Here is a 19,301-nt window from a genome sequence, read left to right on the forward strand (position 1 = left end):
GAATACTGATATTGATGATACTAACGGCCCACCGGCCTGTTGAGGAACCTGTAAAACGGAAAGGCTCATTGAAGCCGTATATTTTCTGGAGGTTCATCAGGCGCGGAACTCATCAAGGCGCGGGAATAAAATCCCATTCAGACGCCGGATAGATTCAAGCAAGCCAACTTGTCGTCAAAATCGGTGTTGCAAAAACGGGAGTGACCATAGATTCGTTTTCCAAGCGGACCCCAATTAACACTTGCCAACCTATCTACTGGTTGGTATATTTGATTTTAACAACACGACACACAAACAAAAACACACAACAGAACATCAGGAGCGTCATCATGAAAAACATCATCAAAACCACCCTTGCCATCATCGCCCTGTCCGCCAGCGCACTGAGCTATGCCGCCAGCCCGCAAATGGTTTCCCGCAGCGAAGCAGCATCGCTGCAAAAAATTGGGGTGGTCTCTTCCGGTGGCTTCACCACCCTGGATGACCTGGTGGCCTCACTGGATATGAAAGCCGCTGATGCCGGGGCCACACACTACCGCATCACCAGTGCCACCGGTATGAATAAACTTTCCGGTACCGCTGTCCTGTATCGTTGAATACCCGTTACCCTCGCAACTGCGCCCGGAACCCTTCTGGTTTCCGGGCGCAGTTGTGTCTGAATAACAGGCACCCGCAGGTGCCAGGAGAACATTATGTCCACCCATGACAGTCTGATTGAACTGACTGATACCCTTATCCAGCAGAACGGCTACCAGGGCTTCAGCTATGCTGATCTCGCTGACGGTCTGGGAATACGGAAGGCCAGTATCCATTACCATTTTCAGACCAAAACCGACCTCGGGCTTGCCTATTGTGAATACAAGGAGGCCAGCCTGCTGAAACTGGAAGCTGCCCTGTTACAGCTGCCACCGGGTAAAGCCCGTCTGCAGGGTTATATGGACGCATTTCTCAAATGCGCCGACAGCGGCCAGATGTGTGGCATTCACGCCATGCTGTCCGACAGCGCCCTGTTTGAAGAACCTCTTCAGAAAGCCACCTCACGACTGGCACAAACCGACCTGCGCATCCTGACCAGTGTGCTGGTTTCGGGTCGTGAAAGCGGTGAACTGGCTTTTACTGCTGAGCCGGCTGACGTGGCCATTATCATCGGCAGCGCCATTAAAGGGGCCCTGATGCTCAATCGGATCCCTCCTCATGATGCCTGTTCCCGCACCATGAGCGCGCTTATTCAGCTACTCTCCCGCCCGTAAAGCCACGCCTGTGGCTGCCCCGGTTTAACCGGGGCAGCCAGCACTCAAAAAAATCACCGCTGACAACGCCTGTATTCCGGGGGCCTCAGAAGACATTAAGACTTTCCTTGCGTTTAATTTCCAGTTACCCCTTGCCAATCTATCTACTGGTAGGTAGAATAAATATTAACAACACGACAACACAATAAAACAGACATGCAGGGGGCATCATCATGAAAGCACTTATCAACGACGTTATCGCTGTCTTCACCCGTAAAGCCCATGGACCGGTCATCATCAAATCCGATCTTACTGAGGAAGAAAAAGCAGCTCTGGTACCGGTCCGTACACTCTCTGTTGGCTGGGTGTCTTCCGTGGATGAGCTGGAGCGGGAGGTTATCCGCGAAGCCCTTGAACATGGCGCTGCCGCTTATCTGATTTCTGAGCTTGAGCAGGCCCGTTTCGTTCATGCCCGCGCCACGCTGTTTGCATAAACACAAAACGAAAATAAAAGGACACACACCATGAAAAATAACGTCGAGACACAACTGCGCCGGTTACTTCGTAAAACGTCAGGCCTGGACATTATGGTTCTGCGGCTGTCAGTGATTTTCATCTTCGCCCTGTTTGGCACCTACAAATGGTTTGCCTTCGAGGCCAATGCCCTTCACCACCTGCTGCCAGGCACCTGGCTCGGTGCGCTGTATCCGGCTCTCGGCGTTCAGGGGCTCAGCTACGCACTCGGCGTGGTGGAAAATATCACCCTTCTGGCCCTGATTGCCGGATTTTTCCGGCCGGCAGTGGGTGCAGCAGGCGCCCTGATGGTGGCAGGCACCGGCATCGTCACCCTGAGCCTTCTGCCGCAGCTGGGTCGCATTGACAGCTTCATTATCAAGGATGTTCTTCTGATTGGGGCTGGACTGGTGCTGTTGCGTCATGACCTGCGACGGACACTGATTAACCGGAGGGCGAAGCAACTCAGCGCCGTGCACAAACCCCGCTCGTCTGACGCATTGTCAGCCATGGGGTGACCCTGAATTACGCAGCAGCCTGATATTTCTGGCCAGCAAATATGACACCACTCCCGGGTTCATGGTGAGAGGCATGGAAGCCGCCTTTCGGGCGGGGATCACTCCCCGCTACTTTTTAGAGCGCTACCTGGAAAATAAGTCGCTCCCCGCCAACCCGGACTTTGAAAAACACTATCTGGATCTTATTCATGAGCAGGACCCGTCCCGGTGAGTGAGATTTGTCAGGAGAGCGATATGAACAAACCGTATAAAAAAGACCCACAGACCATTCAGGCACTGACGGAACTGCAGTTCAGCGTCACCCAGAAAAGCGCCACTGAGCGCCCGTTTACCGGAGAATATGACGACCACTTTGAGGACGGACTGTACGTGGATATCGTCTCCGGTGAGCCACTGTTCTCGTCGAAGGACAAATTTGATTCGGGCTGTGGCTGGCCGGCATTCAGCAAACCAGTGGAAAACAACGTCCGCAACCTGAGCGACCTCAGTCACGGCATGGTGCGTACTGAAGTGCGTTCCCATCACGGTGACAGCCATCTGGGACACGTCTTCCCTGACGGGCCACAGGATACCGGTGGATTACGTTACTGCATTAACTCGGCTTCACTGCGTTTTATCCCGAAAGGCGCTCTGGAAACAGAAGGATACGGTGAATTTCTTCCCCTGTTTGAGAAAGGAGATAAGCATGAAAACTGATGTGGCAATCCTTGCCGGTGGTTGTTTCTGGGGTGTCCAGGAGCTGATCCGCAAACTCAATGGCGTGGTCAGCACCGAAGTGGGCTATACCGGCGGACGTAATGATAACCCGACATACCAGCACCACCCAGGACATGCGGAGGCGGTGAAGGTGGTGTATTCCCCGGATAAACTGAGCTACCGAAAACTACTGGAATATTTCTTTAGTATTCACAACCCTACAACAATACTTCGTCAGGGTAATGACGTCGGCTCAAGCTACCGCTCAGCCATCTTTTTCACCACAGAGGAGCAAAAGCAGCAGGCAAACCAGCTTATCCGTGAAATAGATGATTCAGGAGTCTGGCCCGGAGTCGTGGTGACAGAAGTAGAGCAGGCCGGTGAGTTCTGGTCTGCAGAGCCAGAGCATCAGGATTACCTGCAGCATAATCCCAACGGCTATACCTGCCATTTTGAACGACCTGACTGGACGCTTCCGGGATAAGTCACCGTCGCAGACTCGCAGCATTCAGCCCCGCCCATGTGCGGGGCTTTTTTGTTCATATGCAGAAACGAGAATGGGATCACAAACAAATTTCTTTAGTCCATTTCTTGCATACAAAACAATCAACATCCTGATTTTAAGGGGCATATTAGAAAAAAGATGAGGATGATTAGGGTCAAAGGGACAAAGGGACAATGTTTAGAATTATGCTGACCGTTATCGCAGGATCGTTATTTTACGGACTCTCGGCCAGTCTGTGTTTTGCCGGGCTTTTTCGCATACACGCCCCCAGTGCCTGCACAGCCTTCTGTCTGACTTATAACCCAACAGCCGGCTATGTCATGCTGGTTACCGGTATGACACTGTTTATCGTATTTTTGCTCAGCCTTTTCCGGACAACAAAAGCCCCTATTTAACATAAAGGCTTCATTGTACGCACCGCTAGGGGTCGTCTCAGAAAACGAATCTATGGTCACTCCCGTTTTTGCAACACCGATTTTGACGACAAGTTGGCTTGCTTGAATCTATCCGGCGTCTGAATGGGATTTTATTCCCGCGCCTTGATGAGTTCCGCGCCTGATGAACCTCCAGAAAATATACGGCTTCAATGAGCCTTTCCGTTTTACAGGTTCCTCAACAGGCCGGTGGGCCGTTAGTATCATCAATATCAGTATTCGCAAAACCAGATGAATGATTGTTTAAACTGGTGTATTTCTGCCTTTATGCTTCGTAAGTTTGCTGTCGCGCCGTCAGTGCCCAGGCTATTCTGGCCAGCTTGTTTGCCAGAGCACAGGTGACGACAAAGTTGCTTTTCCGACACAACAACTCCCTGACCCAGTCGGCCAACTTGCCAGACTGGTGTTCCAGTTTTTGTATGAATACCCTGGCACACTGAACCAACAAAGTTCGGATCTTTTTGTTGCCCCGCTTGCTAATCCCTAACAATGTCGTCCGACCTCCCGTGCTGTACTGTCGGGGTACCAGCCCTGTTGCCGCCGCAAAGTCACGGCTGCTGGCGTACTGCTTCCCGTCGCCAATCTCAGTTGAAATAGTACTGGCAGTCAGCGTTCCAACGCAGGGAATACTCAGCAAGCGCTGTCCAACCTCATCTTCGTCCAACTTTCGTTTCAACTGAGATTCCAGATCTTTAATCTGCTCAACAAGATAGTGATAATGCTGTTGTAATTTCAGCAGTAACTGGCTGAGATAAAGAGGCAAACTACTGTCCTCAAGAAGGGTACTCAGTCGACTAATAACGGCAGCACCTCGCGGAACGCTGATACCAAATTCCAGCAGAAAAGCATGCATTTGATTGGTTGTTTTTACCTTATCCTGAACCAGGGATTCACGGACACGATGCAGAGCCCGCATTGCCTGCTGAGATTCCGTTCTGGGCTGCACAAAACGCATAGACGGACGCGATGCAGCTTCACAAATAGCTTCGGCGTCGACAAAGTCGTTTTTATTGCTTTTAACGAACGGGCGGACAAATTGTGGTGATATCAGCTTTGGGGAATGCCCCAACCCTTCCAACTTGCGTGCCATAAAGTGAGAACCGCCACAGGCTTCCATTGCGATGGTTGTAGCGGGGCATGTCGCCAAAAATTCGATCAACTTTGGCCGGGTAAATTTTTTACGGTAAACAGCCTTCCCGCGACGATCCTGGCAATGAATATGGAAAGAGTTTTTACCCAGATCGATACCAATGAGCGCAATGTTTTCCATGATAGTTCTCCGAATGAAAGCCTGTCCTCAGCATAGTACCGGGAAGGAGGGAGTGACCATCTCATTAATTATCCCACGCTAAGACTATATTTTGTACAGCAGTGGAGAAGGATGAGAGACCAGCAGTTCATTAACAGGGACTCCTTTTTGCTTAAGCGGCTCAATGGTTCTTTCTATATAAACCGTATTCCAGAGTGTTATCGCCGCCGTATGTAGTGTCAGCGCCGGTGGCGTGGTAACGCTGATCCTCCCACCCCCAGATCCCTGATTTCATTCAGCCGGTGCATGAAGGATGCTCGCCCAAGGGCCTCACCCTTATTCAGCCCCGCCTGTATGCATCGGCCTAAGCCTTTATCGCAAAATCAGTCCAGCATAAACAGCGTCCGATCTCTGCAGAAAATCGCCCTCTGCGCTACGAGTTTGAACGCATTTACTCTGTTTATAGGTAACATTCGCTCCACGATATAATGATATCGGCAACGTATTCAGCATCCTGAGCATGAGTCAGAAGGTGATCCGCCTTACCCAACGAAATGAAACTCTTGGGATGCTTTGCTGCTTTGAATATTTTTTCGGCCTGCTCAATTAACACAGTATCATCTTCAGTCGCATGAAAAATAAGCAGAGGCTTGTTCATGGCGAACACCTTATGAGCGATTTTGTGTTCCTGAATATTGTCCAGCATCTGTTTCTTTAAGGTAAATACCCGCCCGGCCAGCTCAACGGGATAGGCTCCATGCTGGTTAATGTTTTCAACATCATCCTTAAAAAGACGTTTTACGTGTGTCAGTTCTCCGGGTGATCCTATGGTGACAACGGCCTTTGCCTCAGGAACTTCGCCGGCAATAGACAGAATGGCCGATCCCCCCAGGCTATGGCCGATGAGCAAAGAAGGCGCTTCGTACTGTCGGCGGAGATAATCTACCGCGCAAAGCAGGTCCGAAATATTGGATGAGAAGTTGGTGTTGGAAAAATCCCCTTCGCTGTTTCCCAGACCAGTAAAATCAAACCGGAGAACGGCGATAGCATTCTCTGTCAGTTTCCGCGCAATACGCGCCGCGCCTTTGAGGTCTTTGCCACACGTAAAACAATGAGCTAACAGCGCAAACGCTTTAGGATTTTCAGGAAGTTCAAGCAATCCGGCCAGTTCTTCACCAGCCGCATTTTTGAACGTAAATTTTAGTTTTTTCATAGGATATTCCAGGTCTTAAACTGATTTCATATGTTTGATCGCAGGGAAAAATAATCTTCTGCTCTGCATCTGGCATTACGCGTTTTCCTTCCTCTACTGGGGATGTGAAACAGAATTCATTCCGAATGCCTGTCCTCACCTTCCAGTTTGAAAGCTGATTATTGCTTCCTGTTCGGTGATCACTTACGCTATGCTACCAACTAGATGGTAGTTTACAAGAATTTTATGAGGTCTCACTGAATGGCCAATTGCGCGCTCATTCTTAAAATATCCCTGGCAATGCTGGCGTTTGCTGCAAACTCTATTCTGTGCCGTCTGGCCCTGCAGGGAGGCCACATTGATCCCCTTTCATTCAGCAGCCTCAGGCTGGCCAGTGGTGCACTCGTCCTGTCACCTTTCTTGTTTTATCACGCAAAAACTACATTATCGCTGTGGCGTCCGCTGAGCGGATTTTACCTCATGGTGTACGCAGTGCTCTTCTCTGTCGCCTATATCCATCTCGATACCGGGGCAGGTGCGCTGTTACTTTTTGGTGCCGTACAGTTTGCGATGGTGATCCACGGATTATTTAAAGGGGAATCACTCTCCGTTATGCGGGCTTGCGGTTTAGTTATTGCTCTGGCAGGAATTGCTGCCCTGCTGTTACCCGGGGCGAAGGCACCGCCGCTTTACAGTGCACTTATGATGATCGTTGCCGGATTAGCCTGGGCCGCCTATTCCGTCAGGGGGAGGGCGGGCCAGGCGGCCGGGGCTTCAACGGCGGCAAATTTTGTACTCGCCACGCCGATGGCTCTCGCTCTTTCGTTGCTGTTTATGAAGCAGGGTCACTATGATGCTGCGGGCATTGCTTTGTCATTGCTGTCCGGTGCCGCCGCCTCAGCCGGTGCATATGTATTGTGGTATACCCTTTTACCCTCTCTCGGCTCTATCACCGCCAGTACCCTTCAGCTCAGCGTTCCCTGTCTGGCAATGCTAGGGGGTGTGGTATTCCTGGATGAATCACTGACGGTCAGAACGATATTTTCTGCCCTGGCGGTGCTGACTGGCATTGTGATGGTGACACGCGAGAAATCCCCCCGTCAGTCGATGACAAAGGCGAGAGAACCTTAATAACGCAATTAATTCATGCAGTTGTGATGATTCTCTTATGTTAATCACACGAGCCAGTTTTCCCGCTCCGGCATCAGACTGACAGTAATACTGAGGTCGACGTTTCTGACTACACCTAAGGCAGGTTTATGAAATGAAATATGATTTTGATGAGTACGTAAGCAGAGAGAAAACAGACAGTCTCACCGTGGACGGCTGGCGGGAATACCTGTTTTCGGGACAGTCCGAATTTGCAATGCGGTATCCGGCAGAAGGGCTAATTGTAACGGCTCGCAATCGAAATCCTTCGGGCTCGCAATCAGCGCAATTTTCGGCTCAGATTAAGTGACAATGAAAATCCTCACAGGCTCACATTAAGTGATAATGAGCTCGCGTTTATCTTTTCCGGCTCGCCATTCATTGCCTCGGGCTCACAATAAATGCAAATGAAAATTCTCCCATTGCGTCACCAGTAGATAATTTATTGCTTCTTATGCTGGCGAAACAGGGCTGTCAAGACCCTTTCAATCATCTCTTTCACCACCTCAGATTTCGGACGCTCCAGCGCCGTCAACGCCAACCCTTTTTCCAGTGTGATAATAAAACAGGCAAACGCTTCAGGAGCAAGGTAAGCAGGCAGCTCTCCACATTGCTGCGCCTCTCGCGCTTCGTTTTCCAGCCACTGGGTAAATGCCTGCCTTTCATCGCGTAATTGTGCGGCAAGGCCTCCTTCATCAATCTGGAAAGCCAGTGCGGAAAAGGTCATGGCGCACCCCAACGGTTTACCGTCACAACTGAACAACGTAAAGGCGTCATGAAGAAAATGACGCATCCGTTGTTCGAAAGTTTGTGTTTGATCCTGCAGACACTGTTCCAGCCCCCCCAACCAGTGCTGGCGGTAATACATAAGCGCCGCCGCATACATCCCCTCTTTGTTACCGAAGGCCAGATACAGCGATGGAGGTTTCATTCCGGTTACATGGGTCAGGTCTGCTATCGAGGTTGAGGCATATCCCTTTTGCGCAAAAACCTGAAATAACGCCTCCGCCAGCTTATCTGATGAGATGAGTTTTGGCCTGCCAGTTTTTTTCTTTTCAATCATGGAGATAGCCTTATCTTTTAACTTAATCATTATGTTCATAGTATCATGTTTTATAGTTATCGCTAAAAAACAATTGCATCACTGAAATATTTACCTTATATTTTTTATTGATCACTACAAAATACGAACGGGATAGGCGTATGAGAAAGTTCATTATTGCTGCAATATTGAGTCTGAGCATCCTGCCCGTGCTGACACAGGCATCAACCGAAATCAACAATTCTCACCAGTGCGAATTGCTTCGCCTTGGGAGCATCAGTGTTTCAGGTGGCACGATTGATGAGTTGACTAGCAAGCTTGCAGCAAAAGCAGAAAAATCAGGCGCCGATTATTTCCGCATCACTTATTTAAATACCAATGCCCATGGATATGCCACTGCAACGCTATACGACAATGCAGGCGCTTAGCTGCAACATAAATTTGACAAGTTAATCTGTTACATAAGGGATGTGTGGCTACAGAACCCTTATGGCTTTTTACATACGCAAAGGAAAATATTATGAAAACAAACATTAAAGCGCTGTTTTTTGCTTCGCACCTGGCTTTATTTGGCGTGGGTTTCGGTGTCGGTATCTATGTACTGCCTATCCTCACCGCTGAGAAAAACTCCAGTGCTGATGAAATTAAGGAAGTTAAAAATAATGCCCGCTACACGGGGGCATTTTTTAAAAACCAAAAAGGGAGTAATGCTGTTCACTGGGTTGATGGAAAGCTGTATGTCTCCGATCAAGAAATCGCATTTGAAGGTAGCATTGCTCCAGGTCCGGATTACAAGATCTATCTGACCAAAACCCAGGCTGATGATCGTAATTCATTTTTAAAAATAAAAGAAGAATCATTATATATAGGTGATTTGAAAAACTACGGCAACTTCAAAAAGAACCTGCCAAATGGTGTCAATATTGATGAATACACCACTGTGCAAATCTGGTGCGAAAAATTCGAGCAATTTATTGGTTCAGCCCAATACAGGTAGTGGGGTAAAACACGGGTTACTGGAGTTATTTTCGCAAACAGATCATGACGCTCTCTGTGTGACTGGCGCAATGATCACCGGATACGCTCGCAATTAAGGCTATCGGACCTTAAGACTCTGTCAAAATAGATAAACTGGAATATCCATTTACCCATATGGGGTCGTCTGGCGTACTGCAATTCAGTCAGCAAATCTCATGGAGTAAAATCGTATTTTATGGGTGCACCCAAAGCATACAGTTTGGTGAGACAGTTTTTCTGTCTCATTTGGATTGTTTTTGTCTCATCTGCATGTTACGTTTTCCTCATCTAGAGTCTAACGAGACATTTTTCATAACAATGGCTTTTTACGGTTATGCCCGGGTTTCAACCAACGACCAGGATCTGGATTTGCAAATACAGACGCTTCGCGCCGCTGGCTGCGAAATCATCCGTTCAGAAAAAGCGAGCGGGACCAGCCGCGATGGACGAACTGAGCTGCAACTGTTGCTGGATTTTCTGCGTAAGGGAGACACGCTGATTGTCACGCGAGTCGATCGCCTGGCCCGTAGCATTAAAGATTTGCAGGATATCGTGTATGCCCTGAATCAGCAGGGCATTACCCTCAAGGCAACAGAACAACCTGTGGATACGCGCACCGCAGCAGGTAAGGCGTTTCTGGATATGCTGGGTGTCTTCGCTGAGTTTGAAACCAACCTGCGCCGTGAACGCCAGTTGGAAGGTATCGCTGCCGCAAAAGCCCGCGGGGTTTATCAGGGGCGCAAACCGCGCATCGATCCTGTTGAGGTCCGTCGGTTGTACGTTGAAGAGAAAATGGGCGCAACGGCGATTTCTCGCCAACTGGGGATCGGTCGAGCCTCGGTCTATCGTGTGCTGGACCGCGATGAGCAGCCGGCGTAAGGCCATTCCAACCGATTCTTTGTTGCAACTGCGACAACGGCTTGACCGTCTGCCACCAAAAAGTCCGGAACGCGCGGCCCAGATCACCGCGATGGCGCTACTCTATTGCATTTCCGTCACCACCGTCTATCGTACACTCCGTGCCTTCCAGAAACCTCACATTGCACACCGGCGTGATCACGGGAAACCCCGGATACTGCCGCCGTCCGAACTCGAATATTATTGTGAACTGATCGCTGCATTGAAATTACGTACCACCAATAAAGCCGGTCGTCATCTGTCCACGACGCGTGCCATTCAGTTGCTCGAAGAACATGGTGTGGAAACGACTCAGGGGCTGGTTAAACTTCCAAAGGGGTTGTTGCGCAGGCCAACGGTTAACCGCTATTTGTCCCTGTTCCGACTCGATCACTCACGTCTGTTACGGGAGCCACCGGCAGCGCGGTTCCAGGCTGAGTGCAGTAATGACTGCTGGCAGTTCGATATGTCGCCCTCTGATCTCAAATATATCGAATGTCCTGAGTGGATTGATCCGGCCCGTGGACAACCTACCCTGATGTTATTCAGCGTGGTGGACGATCGCAGCGGGGTTAATTACCAGGAATACCGCTGTGTGTATGGCGAAGATGCGGAGTCTGCCTTGCGTTTTCTGTTTAATGCCATGGCGCCTAAAAGTCATCCGGAGATGTCTCTCCAGGGGCGACCGAAAATGCTGTACCTCGATAATGGCCCGGTGGCGAAAAGCCATGTCTTCCAGAATGTGATGCAGGCGCTGCAGATTGACTGGCAGACACATATGCCGGCAGGCAAGGATGGCACCCGCACCACAGCCCGGTCAAAAGGCAAGGTTGAGCGCCCGTTCCGTTCCGTCAAAGAAGCCCACGAAACGCTGTATCATTTTCATAAGCCGGAGACTGAACAGCAGGCGAATGAATGGCTCTGGAACTACCTGATACGCTATAACGCACAACGACATCGCAGCGAAAAGCATTCCCGTGAGGAAGATTGGCTGATGCATTTGCCACCAAAGGGAGTGCAGGACATGTGCACCTGGGAACAGTACTGTCGCTTTGCCCGGGAGCCGGAGTCTCGCAAGGTGGGTATCGATGCCCGCATAACGATTGACGGGACAGCTTACGAAGTCGAACCCGACATGGCGGGTGAAACTGTTATCCTGCTGTGGGGCCTCTTTGATGACGAAATGTTCGTGGAGTTTGACGGTGAAAAGTGGGGGCCTTATTTTCCTGTTTCCGGCCCGATACCTCTGCACCGCTATCGGGCATTCAAACGCGGAAAAGCAGCGGTGCGGGCAGACCGTATCCAGTCATTGGCTCGGCAACTGAACTTACCTATCAGCGCCCTGTCCGGTTGTGACCTCAAACTGGTGGCCGATAGCGTTCAGAGCACGCGGGTGTTGCCACATCAACCCTTCGAGTCCACAGCGTTTGAATACTGTTTTCCTACCCCGGTGGCAGCGAAGCTGGCTATTGCGGCTGATCTGGCCACACCGCTGGCGAAATTATCGGATGAAGACAAGGCGTTTATCGACCAAGTACTGACAGACACGCTGATCCGCAGTGAGGTATTTGCCCGGGTCAGGGAGTATTTCCGCAACACCCAATCAGGAGAGGATCATGCGGGTTGAGGTAATGGAACATTATGGACTGGCGCAACCAATCGATCAGGCCGGTTACTATGAGACGGCTCACCATAAGCAGCTTATCAAGGATATCCGCGGTGCTATCCACGAAGGCCGGTTAATTGCCGTTTGTGGTGTGGTTGGCAGCGACAAGACAGTCACTCTGCGGCGTTTGCAGCAGCGTCTCAGGGAGGAAAATAAAATTACCGTAGCTCGCTCCCTGTCGATTGAAAAGCACAATATTAAACTGGCCACGCTCATCAACGCGCTCTTTTACGATTTGACGCAGGATAAACAGGTTCAGATCCCCAAACAGGGCGAACGACGCGAGCGTGAGTTACAGGAACTGGTCAAAAAAGGAAAGCGGCCAGTGGCATTGTTTGTTGATGAAGCGCATGACCTGAACGGGCATACACTGATCGGACTCAAAAGGCTGATGGAAGTTGTGGAGGACGGTGGCGGCCGGCTGTCGGTTGTTCTGGCCGGTCACCCCAAACTGCGCAATGACCTGCGACGCCCGACTATGGAGGAGATCGGTTATCGCACGGATATCTTTACGCTGGATGGGATCACCGGTAGCCAACGGGAATATATTCAGTGGCTACTGAAAACCAGTATGGGGAAAGGCAAGCCGGAAGACATTCTGACCGCCGACGCCCTCGACCTGCTGGCGATGAAACTACGTACCCCACTTCAGGTTCAACTACATCTGACGCTGGCCCTGGAGGCCGGTTATCAGACGGGAGAAAAGCCGATAACCGCCGCCCTGGTTGAATCGGTACTTTCCCGCCAGCTTGACGATTTGGAGCCGACATTAACGCGTCATGGTTATCGACTGAAAGACATGGTGGAGCAGTTTGATGCCAAACCGGCAGAAATCAGGGCCATGTTCAACCATCAGCTCGACCCTGCTCGAACAGCAGAACTGCGGGACAGGATGCTGGCGGTGGGGCTCCCGATATGACGAATTTCATTTGCAGTTATTGTGAGCCGAAGGAAATGGAATGCGAGCCGAAAAAGATAAACGCGAGCTCATTGTCACTTAATGTGAGCCCGGGAGGATTTTCATTGTCACTTAATCTGAGCCGAAAATTGCGCTGATTGCGAGCCCGGGGGATTTCGATTGCGAGCCGTTACAGCTAATCAACCTCTGGGTTGCTGACATGGCTTTTGCCACACCAGAGCCGATTCTTCAGGCCATCAGAGACCGTCTGGATAGAAAAATACTCGGCTACACTAAAATCTACGACGAAGAATACTATGAGATCTTTGGCAGCTGGTGTGAGCGACAATATGGTCACCGTTTCAAAACGGAAGACATTGTGCTGTCTCCGGGCATTATTCCCGCGCTGAACCGTCTCGTCCCGCTTCTGACCGACATGGATGACAGTATTCTTATTATGACGCCTTCATATGGCCCGTTTAAAAAGGCGGGTGAATACAGTCAGCGTCGCGTGGTGTACTCGGCGTTAAAAAAATCAGCAGGCGGCTGGGAACCTGACTGGGAAGACTTTGCACGCAAAGCCAGTCAGGCCGATTTACGTGTGAAAATTCTTTTCCTGTGTAATCCGCATAACCCGACCGGACGAGTCTGGCGGCCTGATGAACTTAAGCGGATTATTGAAATTTGCCTGGCCAATGACATCTGGGTGATATCTGACGAAATTCACTGCGACCTGTCCCGAAGCGGTATCGGTCATACACCGGCCGCCTCTCTTTTCCCTGATTCTACACGCATTATTACCTGCATGTCCTCGAGTAAAACATTCAATCTGGCCGGGAATTTGTTGGCAAATATCATTATTCCGGATCCCGGTGTCAGAAGCGAGTGGCGTCTCAGACACGACGAGTTCATCTCTCCACTGAGCCTGGCAGCAAACAAAGCGGCGTGGAGTGAATGTGATGACTGGCTTGTCCATCTGAGGGAATATATTGACGGCAATTTCCAGTACCTGCACGACTATCTCAAAAGCTATTTACCCGAAACCAGGTTCTCGATCCCCGAAGGGACATATCTGGCCTGGATAGATATTAGCCGCTACCTGCCCGACACCGCAGGTGAGGATTTATCGCTGTATTTTGCCCGGGAGTCAGGGGTCCTTCTTGAAGGGGGCTTGCTGTTTGTCGACAATGGGGACGGATATATCCGGTTAAATCTGGCCTGCCCACGGAGTATGCTGACAGCAGGGATGAAAAGAATTTCACAGGTACTGCGGATACCGGCTCCTCATCGTGTATAACCCCTTTCTCTCTGGCCGTTTTGTCCTGTCAGGATGTCGTCAGAACCCGGCATAACACCCTGTGCCGGGAACACAAAAGGCACGGATGAACAGGTCGTGAATATTCTTAGTGAAGCCTGCTGATGACATGTCTGGCGACAAAAAAATGCCGCCCTTAAGGGGCGGCTTATGCCAGCGTCACGGGGTTATCGTCTGACCGCCATGATGCCCGCATCGACATCCCAGATAGCGCCCGTCACCCATGAGGTTTTGTCAGACAACAGGAAGAGAATAGTGTTTGCCACATCTTCGGCAGTTCCGACGCGTCCCAGCGGGTGGAAATCGTTCAGCGACTTCATAGCATCTGCGATATCCGCTTTGTCCATGAAGCCTTCGTATATCGGCGTATGAACAATCCCGGGAGACACCGCGTTGACACGAATACCCGCGCTGGCCAGCTCAATCGCCAGATTACGCGTCAGGGCATGCAGACCCGCTTTTGCCATTGAATAGGCCGAGGCCGGCGAGTCACCCAGTGCAGCCTGAGCACCAATCGAACCGACGTTGACGATAGACCCTTCGAGCTTCGCGGCGAGCATGTTCTTCACGACATCCTGTGTAATAAAGAACGTGGCTCGGTTCAGCGAAAGATACATGTCATAATCGGCAAAGCTGTGCTCGGTAAATCCTTTGGGCATGAAGATACCGGCGGCATTCACCATCAGGCTGATATCGTGATGGTGAGCATTAATTTCCTGACGGATAGTTTCCATACCTTCTTCGGTCATCAGGTTCGCCGCGATGACCGCAACCGGTCCCAGAGGGCTCAGTTCTTTTTGCACCGCTTCGGCTTTGTCTTTTTTATTCCCGGTCAGCACGACACTGCCGCCCGCTTCCAGTACCATGCGTGCCACGGCCAGGCCCATGCCGCTGGTACCGCCGACGACGAGCAGTTTTTTACCTTTGAAAAAAGTGTTCATTTTCTGACTCCATTACTGGTGGGTAAGACGTTGCCGGCAGCGTGAAACTGCCGGCGGTTGACGGATTAAATACTGCAGCCATCCGTTCCGCAGGTCTGACCCGCAGTGGCTGAAAATTCGGTTTGCTGTTCATCCCAGACCTGACGCAGGGCATTCAAAAAGTTATCTGCTGCCTGAGCCCCGCTGATGGCATATTTTTCGTTCATCACAAAAACCGGAACGCCGCTGAGGCCAATAGACTGTGCGTGGGCTTCATCGTCGGAAACGGTGGCGCGAAAATCGTCATTTTCCAGGGCGGCTTCAGCGTCAGCTTTCGGCATACCGGCTTCTACGGCCATGGCAACGAGCTGCTGACGGTCAAAGAGAGAGCGACCTTCGGTGATACTGCCATGATAAAAACGTTCTTCCACCGTGTCCGCAATTCCGGCCTTACGCGCGGCAACCAGCAGGGTGTGTGCATCTTCTGTATCACCAAACATCATGCCGTCGAAGTTGTAGATCAGACCTTCAGATTTACCGGCGGTGCCCACCTGATTCATCATCAGCTCCGCTGAATGCTGACTGCCCAGCTTTTTAACGATGGCATCCTTAAAAGGCATCGCGGGAGTACCACCGGCCAGACGGTAGCTGTGATGGCGGATCACCACCTGGTCGCGAAATTCAAAGCGATTCAGACCCTGTTCAAATCTTTTTTTAGCAATCCAGCACCACGGGCAGACCAAATCTGACCAGATATCGATGGTAAGGGTGGGTTTCAGCGTTTGCATAATGATTCCTCAAAGACGTTGGGCGGTCGGTTCTCACTTATCAGAGAACCGCGACCGTATGGGATTTATTGCGCCTGCCAGACCGGGTAATCGGTATAGCCTTTTTCCGGGGAACCACTGACGCCGTAGTAGGTGGCGCGGTCACTTTCTGCCAGTGGCCAGCCGTTTTGCATTCTTTCAACCAGATCCGGGTTAGCGATGTAGGGCACACCAAATGCCACCAGATCCAGCTCATCATCTTCCAGAGCCTGCTCTGCGATATCACGGGTAAAACCGCCGGCAGCGATGATGGTGCCTTTAAACGTGTTGCGAAAACGGCGGCGGAAGCCTTCCGGAAGTGGCGCTTTGGTGTACACCGGCTGATAGTAAAGGTGTACGTAGGCCAGTTCCCGCTGACCGAGCGCGTCGGTGATGGCTGACCAGGTTTGCTCTTCACCTTCATACGGCGCGAGGTCATAAATGCGGCCGAACGGTGACAGGCGCACGGCAACGTGGCTGTTACCCACGGCTTCCGCCACGGCGTCAATGGTCTCCAGCAGGAAACGCTGACGATTTTCCACCGAGCCGCCGTATTCGTCGGTGCGGGTGTTCAGTTCGCTACTGAGGAACTGGTCAAAGATGAATCCGTTTGCCGCCATGATTTCCACGCCGTCAAAGCCGGCTTCCATCGCCAGGCGTGCGGAGTGCACGAAGTCTGCAGTGATGCGTTTAACTTCATGCGTTTCCAGCGCGCGTGGCTGGCTTGGTACAACCGGGCCCGGTTCTCCGGATTCGGTCAGCGCAAAAACGGTGGTATTGACCGCCTGAACGGTGCCCGCTGAAACCGGCGCTATGTGGCCTGGCTGAAGAGAGACGTGAGACATACGGCCGACGTGCCAGAGCTGCGCGAAAATACGGCCACCTTTGGCGTGAACCGCTTGTGTCACTTTACGCCAGCCCTGGACGTGTTCGTCGTTGTAGATACCAGGGGTATAAAGGTAACCCCGGCCTTCTTCTGAAACCGGCATCCCTTCGGTGATGAGCAGGCCAGCAGAAGCACGCTGTGCATAGTACAAAGCCACGACCTCATCCGGCACGTCATTCATGGTGCGGGTGCGGGTCATCGGTGCCATGACTACACGGTTTTTTAACGCCAGGCCAGACAGATTGTAGGGGGTGAAAAGCTTACTCATCGTATACCTCACAAAAAACAAAAAGGAGTATCCCGGCAGGGATTTGCACAGCCCGGCAGTATCATCGACTGGACGTCGCGCACTGGAGTTGCATAAACATCTGATGGGTGGCAATATGCCAACCATCTAGTAGGTAGGTCAATGGGTGTGTCGTATTTTTTTGTCATAACGCAGCCATTCCTGAATTGTCACTCATTTTGCGAGGTCATCACCATGCGTACATTAACAGCTTATAACGAAGATAATTTCCGCCAGATAGAGCAGTACAAAGGAATATCGGTGGTACGTTTCTCTGCACCCTGGTGTCCGCCCTGTCAGGCCAGCGAAGAAATGTTCAGTCAGTTTGCAGACCGGCTCGATAGAGATATTCAGGTGGGGAAAGTCAATGTAGATCAGGCGCCGGTGCTGACAACCAAATACGAGATCTGGGGGCTGCCGTCTGTGCTGATATTTCATGAAGGGCAATTAGTTAAACGCATACCGGGTGTGAAACCTGCATCGGTATATGCTCAGGCTATTGCGGACATAAAAAAAGGGCAGTAATGCCCTTTTAACGTGGAATTTATTAATGCTTAACCGCGTGCCTGACCGACGGCATCCAGAGTGCGGGCTGAATGAATGACCGCCGCGCCAGCGTTGAGGTTAATCGCCACGCCCAGCGCTTCAGCAATTTCAGCGTCGGTTGCACCGGCTTTCACAGCGGCGTCGGCGTGAAAAGCAATACAGCCGTCGCAGCGGGTTGTGACTGCGCACGCCAGGGCAATGAGTTCACGCACTTTTGCGCCCAAAAGGTCAGTTTTGTTACCTGCGTTGCCCAGGGCAACCACGCCTTTCATGGTCTCGGGGGTCAGTTTGCCCAACTCGCCTAAACGTTGCATTAACTCTGAGCGATAGTTGTTCCAGTCCAGCATAGTGTCATTCTCCTGAATGAGGGGTATTAAGAAGCAGTTTTATATACTTAAGGCTGTTGGCGAAGACTTCGGGTCTGGCCGTTGCATGCGCCACTACGCTTGAGCCTTCACAGACATTAATGATCATCAAAGCAATATCTGATGGTTCGGCATGGGATGAAAACTCACCTGACTCCATGCCCGCCCTGACGACTTTTGTGAGCCACTCGATTTGCATATCGAAATAAAGTGATGTCTGTACAGTAATTGCCTGAGGCAGATTGGCGGTCTCTGCTGACAACGCACAACACAGTGGCAGTAGCGAAGCTTTATGGCTTTGCGCGAAGATATCGATGTAAGCCGCAATTCTTCTCTCCGCGCTTTTCTCAGTCGCCTCTATCTGCTCAAATACGCGTTGTGTATCAGAGAACGCCTGTATTACCACCTGCTCACCCAGAATATCTTTGGTCGGGAAATGGTGATGAATACTGGCCTTGGTGATACCCACTATTTTTGATAAATCAGCATAGCTGAATACTGAATACCCTTTTTCGCGCATCAGGTGTTCTGCTTCGCTGAGCAGCCGTTCCCGTGTCATGGTTGTCATAATTACTCCATATAATCTACTAGTTGATAGATTATATTGTTGCTATTTTTCCGTAGCAAGTTGTATCACTGACTCAGTATCGTGCAGAGCTGAACGTCACTGCCATCCTGCATTCTGAATGGCAGCATTACATCTCTGACATCACGCCAGGCGTGTAATCATTTCAACCGGATTAGCCAGAGTATCGTGGATTGGCGAATTCTTTTGCATTTCGCTGACCAGCGCTTCTAACTCCTCGCGACTGGCGGTCTTGCTCGTAAGGTGAACATCGACGCGAATAGATTTCGCACCTTTACGCACGTTGCTGTCCAGCCCAAGGAAGCCGTTGAGGTTGATATCGAAATTAAGATCCAGCTCGATACCGTCCAGGTCGATCCCTTTTTCAGCAGCCATCATGGTAAGGGTGGCGGTATAACAGCCAGCCAGCGCCTGCATGATGTATTCAGTCGGGCTCATGCCGGTATCGGTGCCGAGTAAACCTGCGGGTTCATCACCGATATTAGAAGGCACTGTTGCAAATAGTCGGTGGTGATAAACTTATCATCCCCTTTTGCTGATGGAGCTGCACATGAACCCATTCAAAGGCCGGCATTTTCAGCGTGAC

Annotated in this window: 24 protein-coding genes and 2 pseudogenes; 16 read left to right on the forward strand and 10 right to left on the reverse strand. The window is 50.9% G+C overall.

What is annotated here, in order from left to right; translation table 11 throughout:
* Nucleotides 1-329: 329 nt before the first annotated feature.
* The 7 genes from FNY10_RS26110 (at nucleotide 330) to msrA (ending at nucleotide 3,440) form a co-directional block, all read left to right on the forward strand.
* Nucleotides 330-596 (forward strand): YdgH/BhsA/McbA-like domain containing protein, encoded by a 267-nt coding sequence (locus FNY10_RS26110; RefSeq protein WP_001567383.1) that lies wholly within the window; start codon nucleotides 330-332, stop codon nucleotides 594-596.
* A gap of 96 nt (nucleotides 597-692) precedes the next feature.
* Complete coding sequence (locus tag FNY10_RS26115; protein ID WP_001567382.1) at nucleotides 693-1,250, forward strand: TetR/AcrR family transcriptional regulator; 558 nt, start codon at nucleotides 693-695, stop codon at nucleotides 1,248-1,250.
* A gap of 212 nt (nucleotides 1,251-1,462) precedes the next feature.
* Entirely contained in the window at nucleotides 1,463-1,723 is a 261-nt protein-coding gene (locus tag FNY10_RS26120; RefSeq protein WP_001567381.1) for a DUF1471 domain-containing protein, read from the forward strand.
* A gap of 30 nt (nucleotides 1,724-1,753) precedes the next feature.
* Complete coding sequence (locus FNY10_RS26125) at nucleotides 1,754-2,260, forward strand: DUF417 family protein (RefSeq protein ID WP_001567380.1); 507 nt, start codon at nucleotides 1,754-1,756, stop codon at nucleotides 2,258-2,260.
* A 73-nt stretch (nucleotides 2,261-2,333) separates the two neighbouring features.
* Nucleotides 2,334-2,471: a hypothetical protein gene (locus tag FNY10_RS26130; protein WP_021243014.1), complete on the forward strand. Its 138-nt coding sequence runs from the start codon at nucleotides 2,334-2,336 to the stop codon at nucleotides 2,469-2,471.
* Nucleotides 2,472-2,494: 23 nt separating this feature from the next.
* Entirely contained in the window at nucleotides 2,495-2,956 is a 462-nt protein-coding gene (gene msrB, locus FNY10_RS26135; protein ID WP_001567378.1) for a peptide-methionine (R)-S-oxide reductase MsrB, read from the forward strand.
* Nucleotides 2,946-3,440 (forward strand): peptide-methionine (S)-S-oxide reductase MsrA, encoded by a 495-nt coding sequence (gene msrA, locus FNY10_RS26140; protein ID WP_001567377.1) that lies wholly within the window; start codon nucleotides 2,946-2,948, stop codon nucleotides 3,438-3,440. The genes msrB and msrA overlap by 11 nt, the downstream gene beginning before the upstream one ends.
* Before the next feature lie 720 nt (nucleotides 3,441-4,160).
* Here msrA and FNY10_RS26145 read toward each other — a convergent pair.
* The 3 genes and pseudogenes from FNY10_RS26145 to FNY10_RS26155 form a co-directional block, all read right to left on the reverse strand.
* Entirely contained in the window at nucleotides 4,161-5,165 is a 1,005-nt protein-coding gene (locus tag FNY10_RS26145; RefSeq protein ID WP_023307518.1) for an IS110-like element IS4321 family transposase, read from the reverse strand.
* Nucleotides 5,166-5,264: 99 nt separating this feature from the next.
* A pseudogene (locus FNY10_RS26150) lies at nucleotides 5,265-5,578 on the reverse strand (Tn3 family transposase); the annotation flags it as partial.
* A 26-nt stretch (nucleotides 5,579-5,604) separates the two neighbouring features.
* Nucleotides 5,605-6,357 (reverse strand): alpha/beta hydrolase family protein, encoded by a 753-nt coding sequence (locus FNY10_RS26155; RefSeq protein WP_004729622.1) that lies wholly within the window; start codon nucleotides 6,355-6,357, stop codon nucleotides 5,605-5,607.
* Nucleotides 6,358-6,597: 240 nt separating this feature from the next.
* On the opposite strand from FNY10_RS26155, the gene FNY10_RS26160 reads away from it, so the two are divergent.
* Together FNY10_RS26160 and FNY10_RS26165 are read left to right on the forward strand one after the other, a co-directional pair.
* Nucleotides 6,598-7,467 carry a DMT family transporter gene (locus FNY10_RS26160; protein ID WP_001567390.1) on the forward strand — a complete coding sequence of 290 codons (870 nt, stop codon included), beginning with the start codon at nucleotides 6,598-6,600 and terminating at the stop codon, nucleotides 7,465-7,467.
* Between the two features lie 133 nt (nucleotides 7,468-7,600).
* Nucleotides 7,601-7,795, forward strand: a complete 195-nt coding sequence (locus tag FNY10_RS26165; protein WP_001567389.1) for a hypothetical protein — start codon at nucleotides 7,601-7,603, stop codon at nucleotides 7,793-7,795.
* A 132-nt stretch (nucleotides 7,796-7,927) separates the two neighbouring features.
* Here FNY10_RS26165 and FNY10_RS26170 read toward each other — a convergent pair whose 3' ends face one another.
* The gene (locus tag FNY10_RS26170; protein ID WP_001567388.1) at nucleotides 7,928-8,548 is read right to left on the reverse strand and encodes a TetR/AcrR family transcriptional regulator; all 621 of its coding nucleotides are present in this window, start codon (nucleotides 8,546-8,548) and stop codon (nucleotides 7,928-7,930) included.
* A 140-nt stretch (nucleotides 8,549-8,688) separates the two neighbouring features.
* Here FNY10_RS26170 and FNY10_RS26175 point away from each other — a divergent pair, with 140 nt between their 5' ends.
* The 6 genes from FNY10_RS26175 to FNY10_RS26200 all read left to right on the forward strand — a co-directional run bounded on the left by FNY10_RS26175 (nucleotide 8,689) and on the right by FNY10_RS26200 (nucleotide 14,302).
* Entirely contained in the window at nucleotides 8,689-8,955 is a 267-nt protein-coding gene (locus tag FNY10_RS26175; RefSeq protein WP_001567387.1) for a DUF1471 domain-containing protein, read from the forward strand.
* 92 nt (nucleotides 8,956-9,047) lie between these two features.
* Nucleotides 9,048-9,524, forward strand: coding sequence for a DM13 domain-containing protein (locus FNY10_RS26180; RefSeq protein ID WP_001567386.1), 477 nt, complete (start codon nucleotides 9,048-9,050; stop codon nucleotides 9,522-9,524).
* 338 nt (nucleotides 9,525-9,862) lie between these two features.
* Entirely contained in the window at nucleotides 9,863-10,423 is a 561-nt protein-coding gene (locus FNY10_RS26185) for a recombinase family protein (RefSeq protein ID WP_021242984.1), read from the forward strand.
* Nucleotides 10,407-12,068 (forward strand): IS481 family transposase, encoded by a 1,662-nt coding sequence (locus FNY10_RS26190; protein ID WP_033488203.1) that lies wholly within the window; start codon nucleotides 10,407-10,409, stop codon nucleotides 12,066-12,068. Before FNY10_RS26185 ends, FNY10_RS26190 begins: the two co-directional genes overlap by 17 nt.
* Nucleotides 12,001-13,026 carry an ExeA family protein gene (locus FNY10_RS26195; RefSeq protein WP_369892573.1) on the forward strand — a complete coding sequence of 342 codons (1,026 nt, stop codon included), beginning with the start codon at nucleotides 12,001-12,003 and terminating at the stop codon, nucleotides 13,024-13,026. The genes FNY10_RS26190 and FNY10_RS26195 overlap by 68 nt, the downstream gene beginning before the upstream one ends.
* A 199-nt stretch (nucleotides 13,027-13,225) precedes the next feature.
* Nucleotides 13,226-14,302, forward strand: a complete 1,077-nt coding sequence (locus FNY10_RS26200) for a MalY/PatB family protein (protein WP_020277916.1) — start codon at nucleotides 13,226-13,228, stop codon at nucleotides 14,300-14,302.
* 185 nt (nucleotides 14,303-14,487) lie between these two features.
* Here the strand turns inward: FNY10_RS26200 and FNY10_RS26205 are convergent, their stop codons facing one another.
* The 3 genes from FNY10_RS26205 to FNY10_RS26215 form a co-directional block, all read right to left on the reverse strand.
* Nucleotides 14,488-15,261, reverse strand: coding sequence for an SDR family NAD(P)-dependent oxidoreductase (locus tag FNY10_RS26205; protein ID WP_020277917.1), 774 nt, complete (start codon nucleotides 15,259-15,261; stop codon nucleotides 14,488-14,490).
* A 65-nt stretch (nucleotides 15,262-15,326) separates the two neighbouring features.
* Nucleotides 15,327-16,028: a DsbA family oxidoreductase gene (locus FNY10_RS26210; RefSeq protein WP_020277918.1), complete on the reverse strand. Its 702-nt coding sequence runs from the start codon at nucleotides 16,026-16,028 to the stop codon at nucleotides 15,327-15,329.
* Nucleotides 16,029-16,093: 65 nt separating this feature from the next.
* A complete protein-coding gene (locus FNY10_RS26215) occupies nucleotides 16,094-17,200 on the reverse strand; it encodes an alkene reductase (RefSeq protein ID WP_006687059.1) in 1,107 nt (368 codons plus the stop codon).
* Nucleotides 17,201-17,413: 213 nt separating this feature from the next.
* On the opposite strand from FNY10_RS26215, the gene FNY10_RS26220 reads away from it, so the two are divergent.
* Complete coding sequence (locus FNY10_RS26220; RefSeq protein WP_002431133.1) at nucleotides 17,414-17,743, forward strand: thioredoxin family protein; 330 nt, start codon at nucleotides 17,414-17,416, stop codon at nucleotides 17,741-17,743.
* Between the two features lie 29 nt (nucleotides 17,744-17,772).
* Here the strand turns inward: FNY10_RS26220 and FNY10_RS26225 are convergent, their stop codons facing one another.
* The 3 genes and pseudogenes from FNY10_RS26225 to FNY10_RS26235 all read right to left on the reverse strand — a co-directional run.
* Entirely contained in the window at nucleotides 17,773-18,111 is a 339-nt protein-coding gene (locus FNY10_RS26225; RefSeq protein ID WP_020277919.1) for a carboxymuconolactone decarboxylase family protein, read from the reverse strand.
* Between the two features lie 4 nt (nucleotides 18,112-18,115).
* The gene (locus FNY10_RS26230; RefSeq protein WP_020277920.1) at nucleotides 18,116-18,697 is read right to left on the reverse strand and encodes a TetR/AcrR family transcriptional regulator; all 582 of its coding nucleotides are present in this window, start codon (nucleotides 18,695-18,697) and stop codon (nucleotides 18,116-18,118) included.
* Between the two features lie 141 nt (nucleotides 18,698-18,838).
* Nucleotides 18,839-19,201, reverse strand: a pseudogene (locus FNY10_RS26235) (OsmC family protein); the annotation flags it as partial.
* Nucleotides 19,202-19,301: the final 100 nt, after the last annotated feature.

Origin of the sequence: Klebsiella sp. Lac1 (genome assembly GCF_009825425.1) — a bacterium.
GTDB classification, from domain to species: domain Bacteria; phylum Pseudomonadota; class Gammaproteobacteria; order Enterobacterales; family Enterobacteriaceae; genus Klebsiella; species Klebsiella electrica.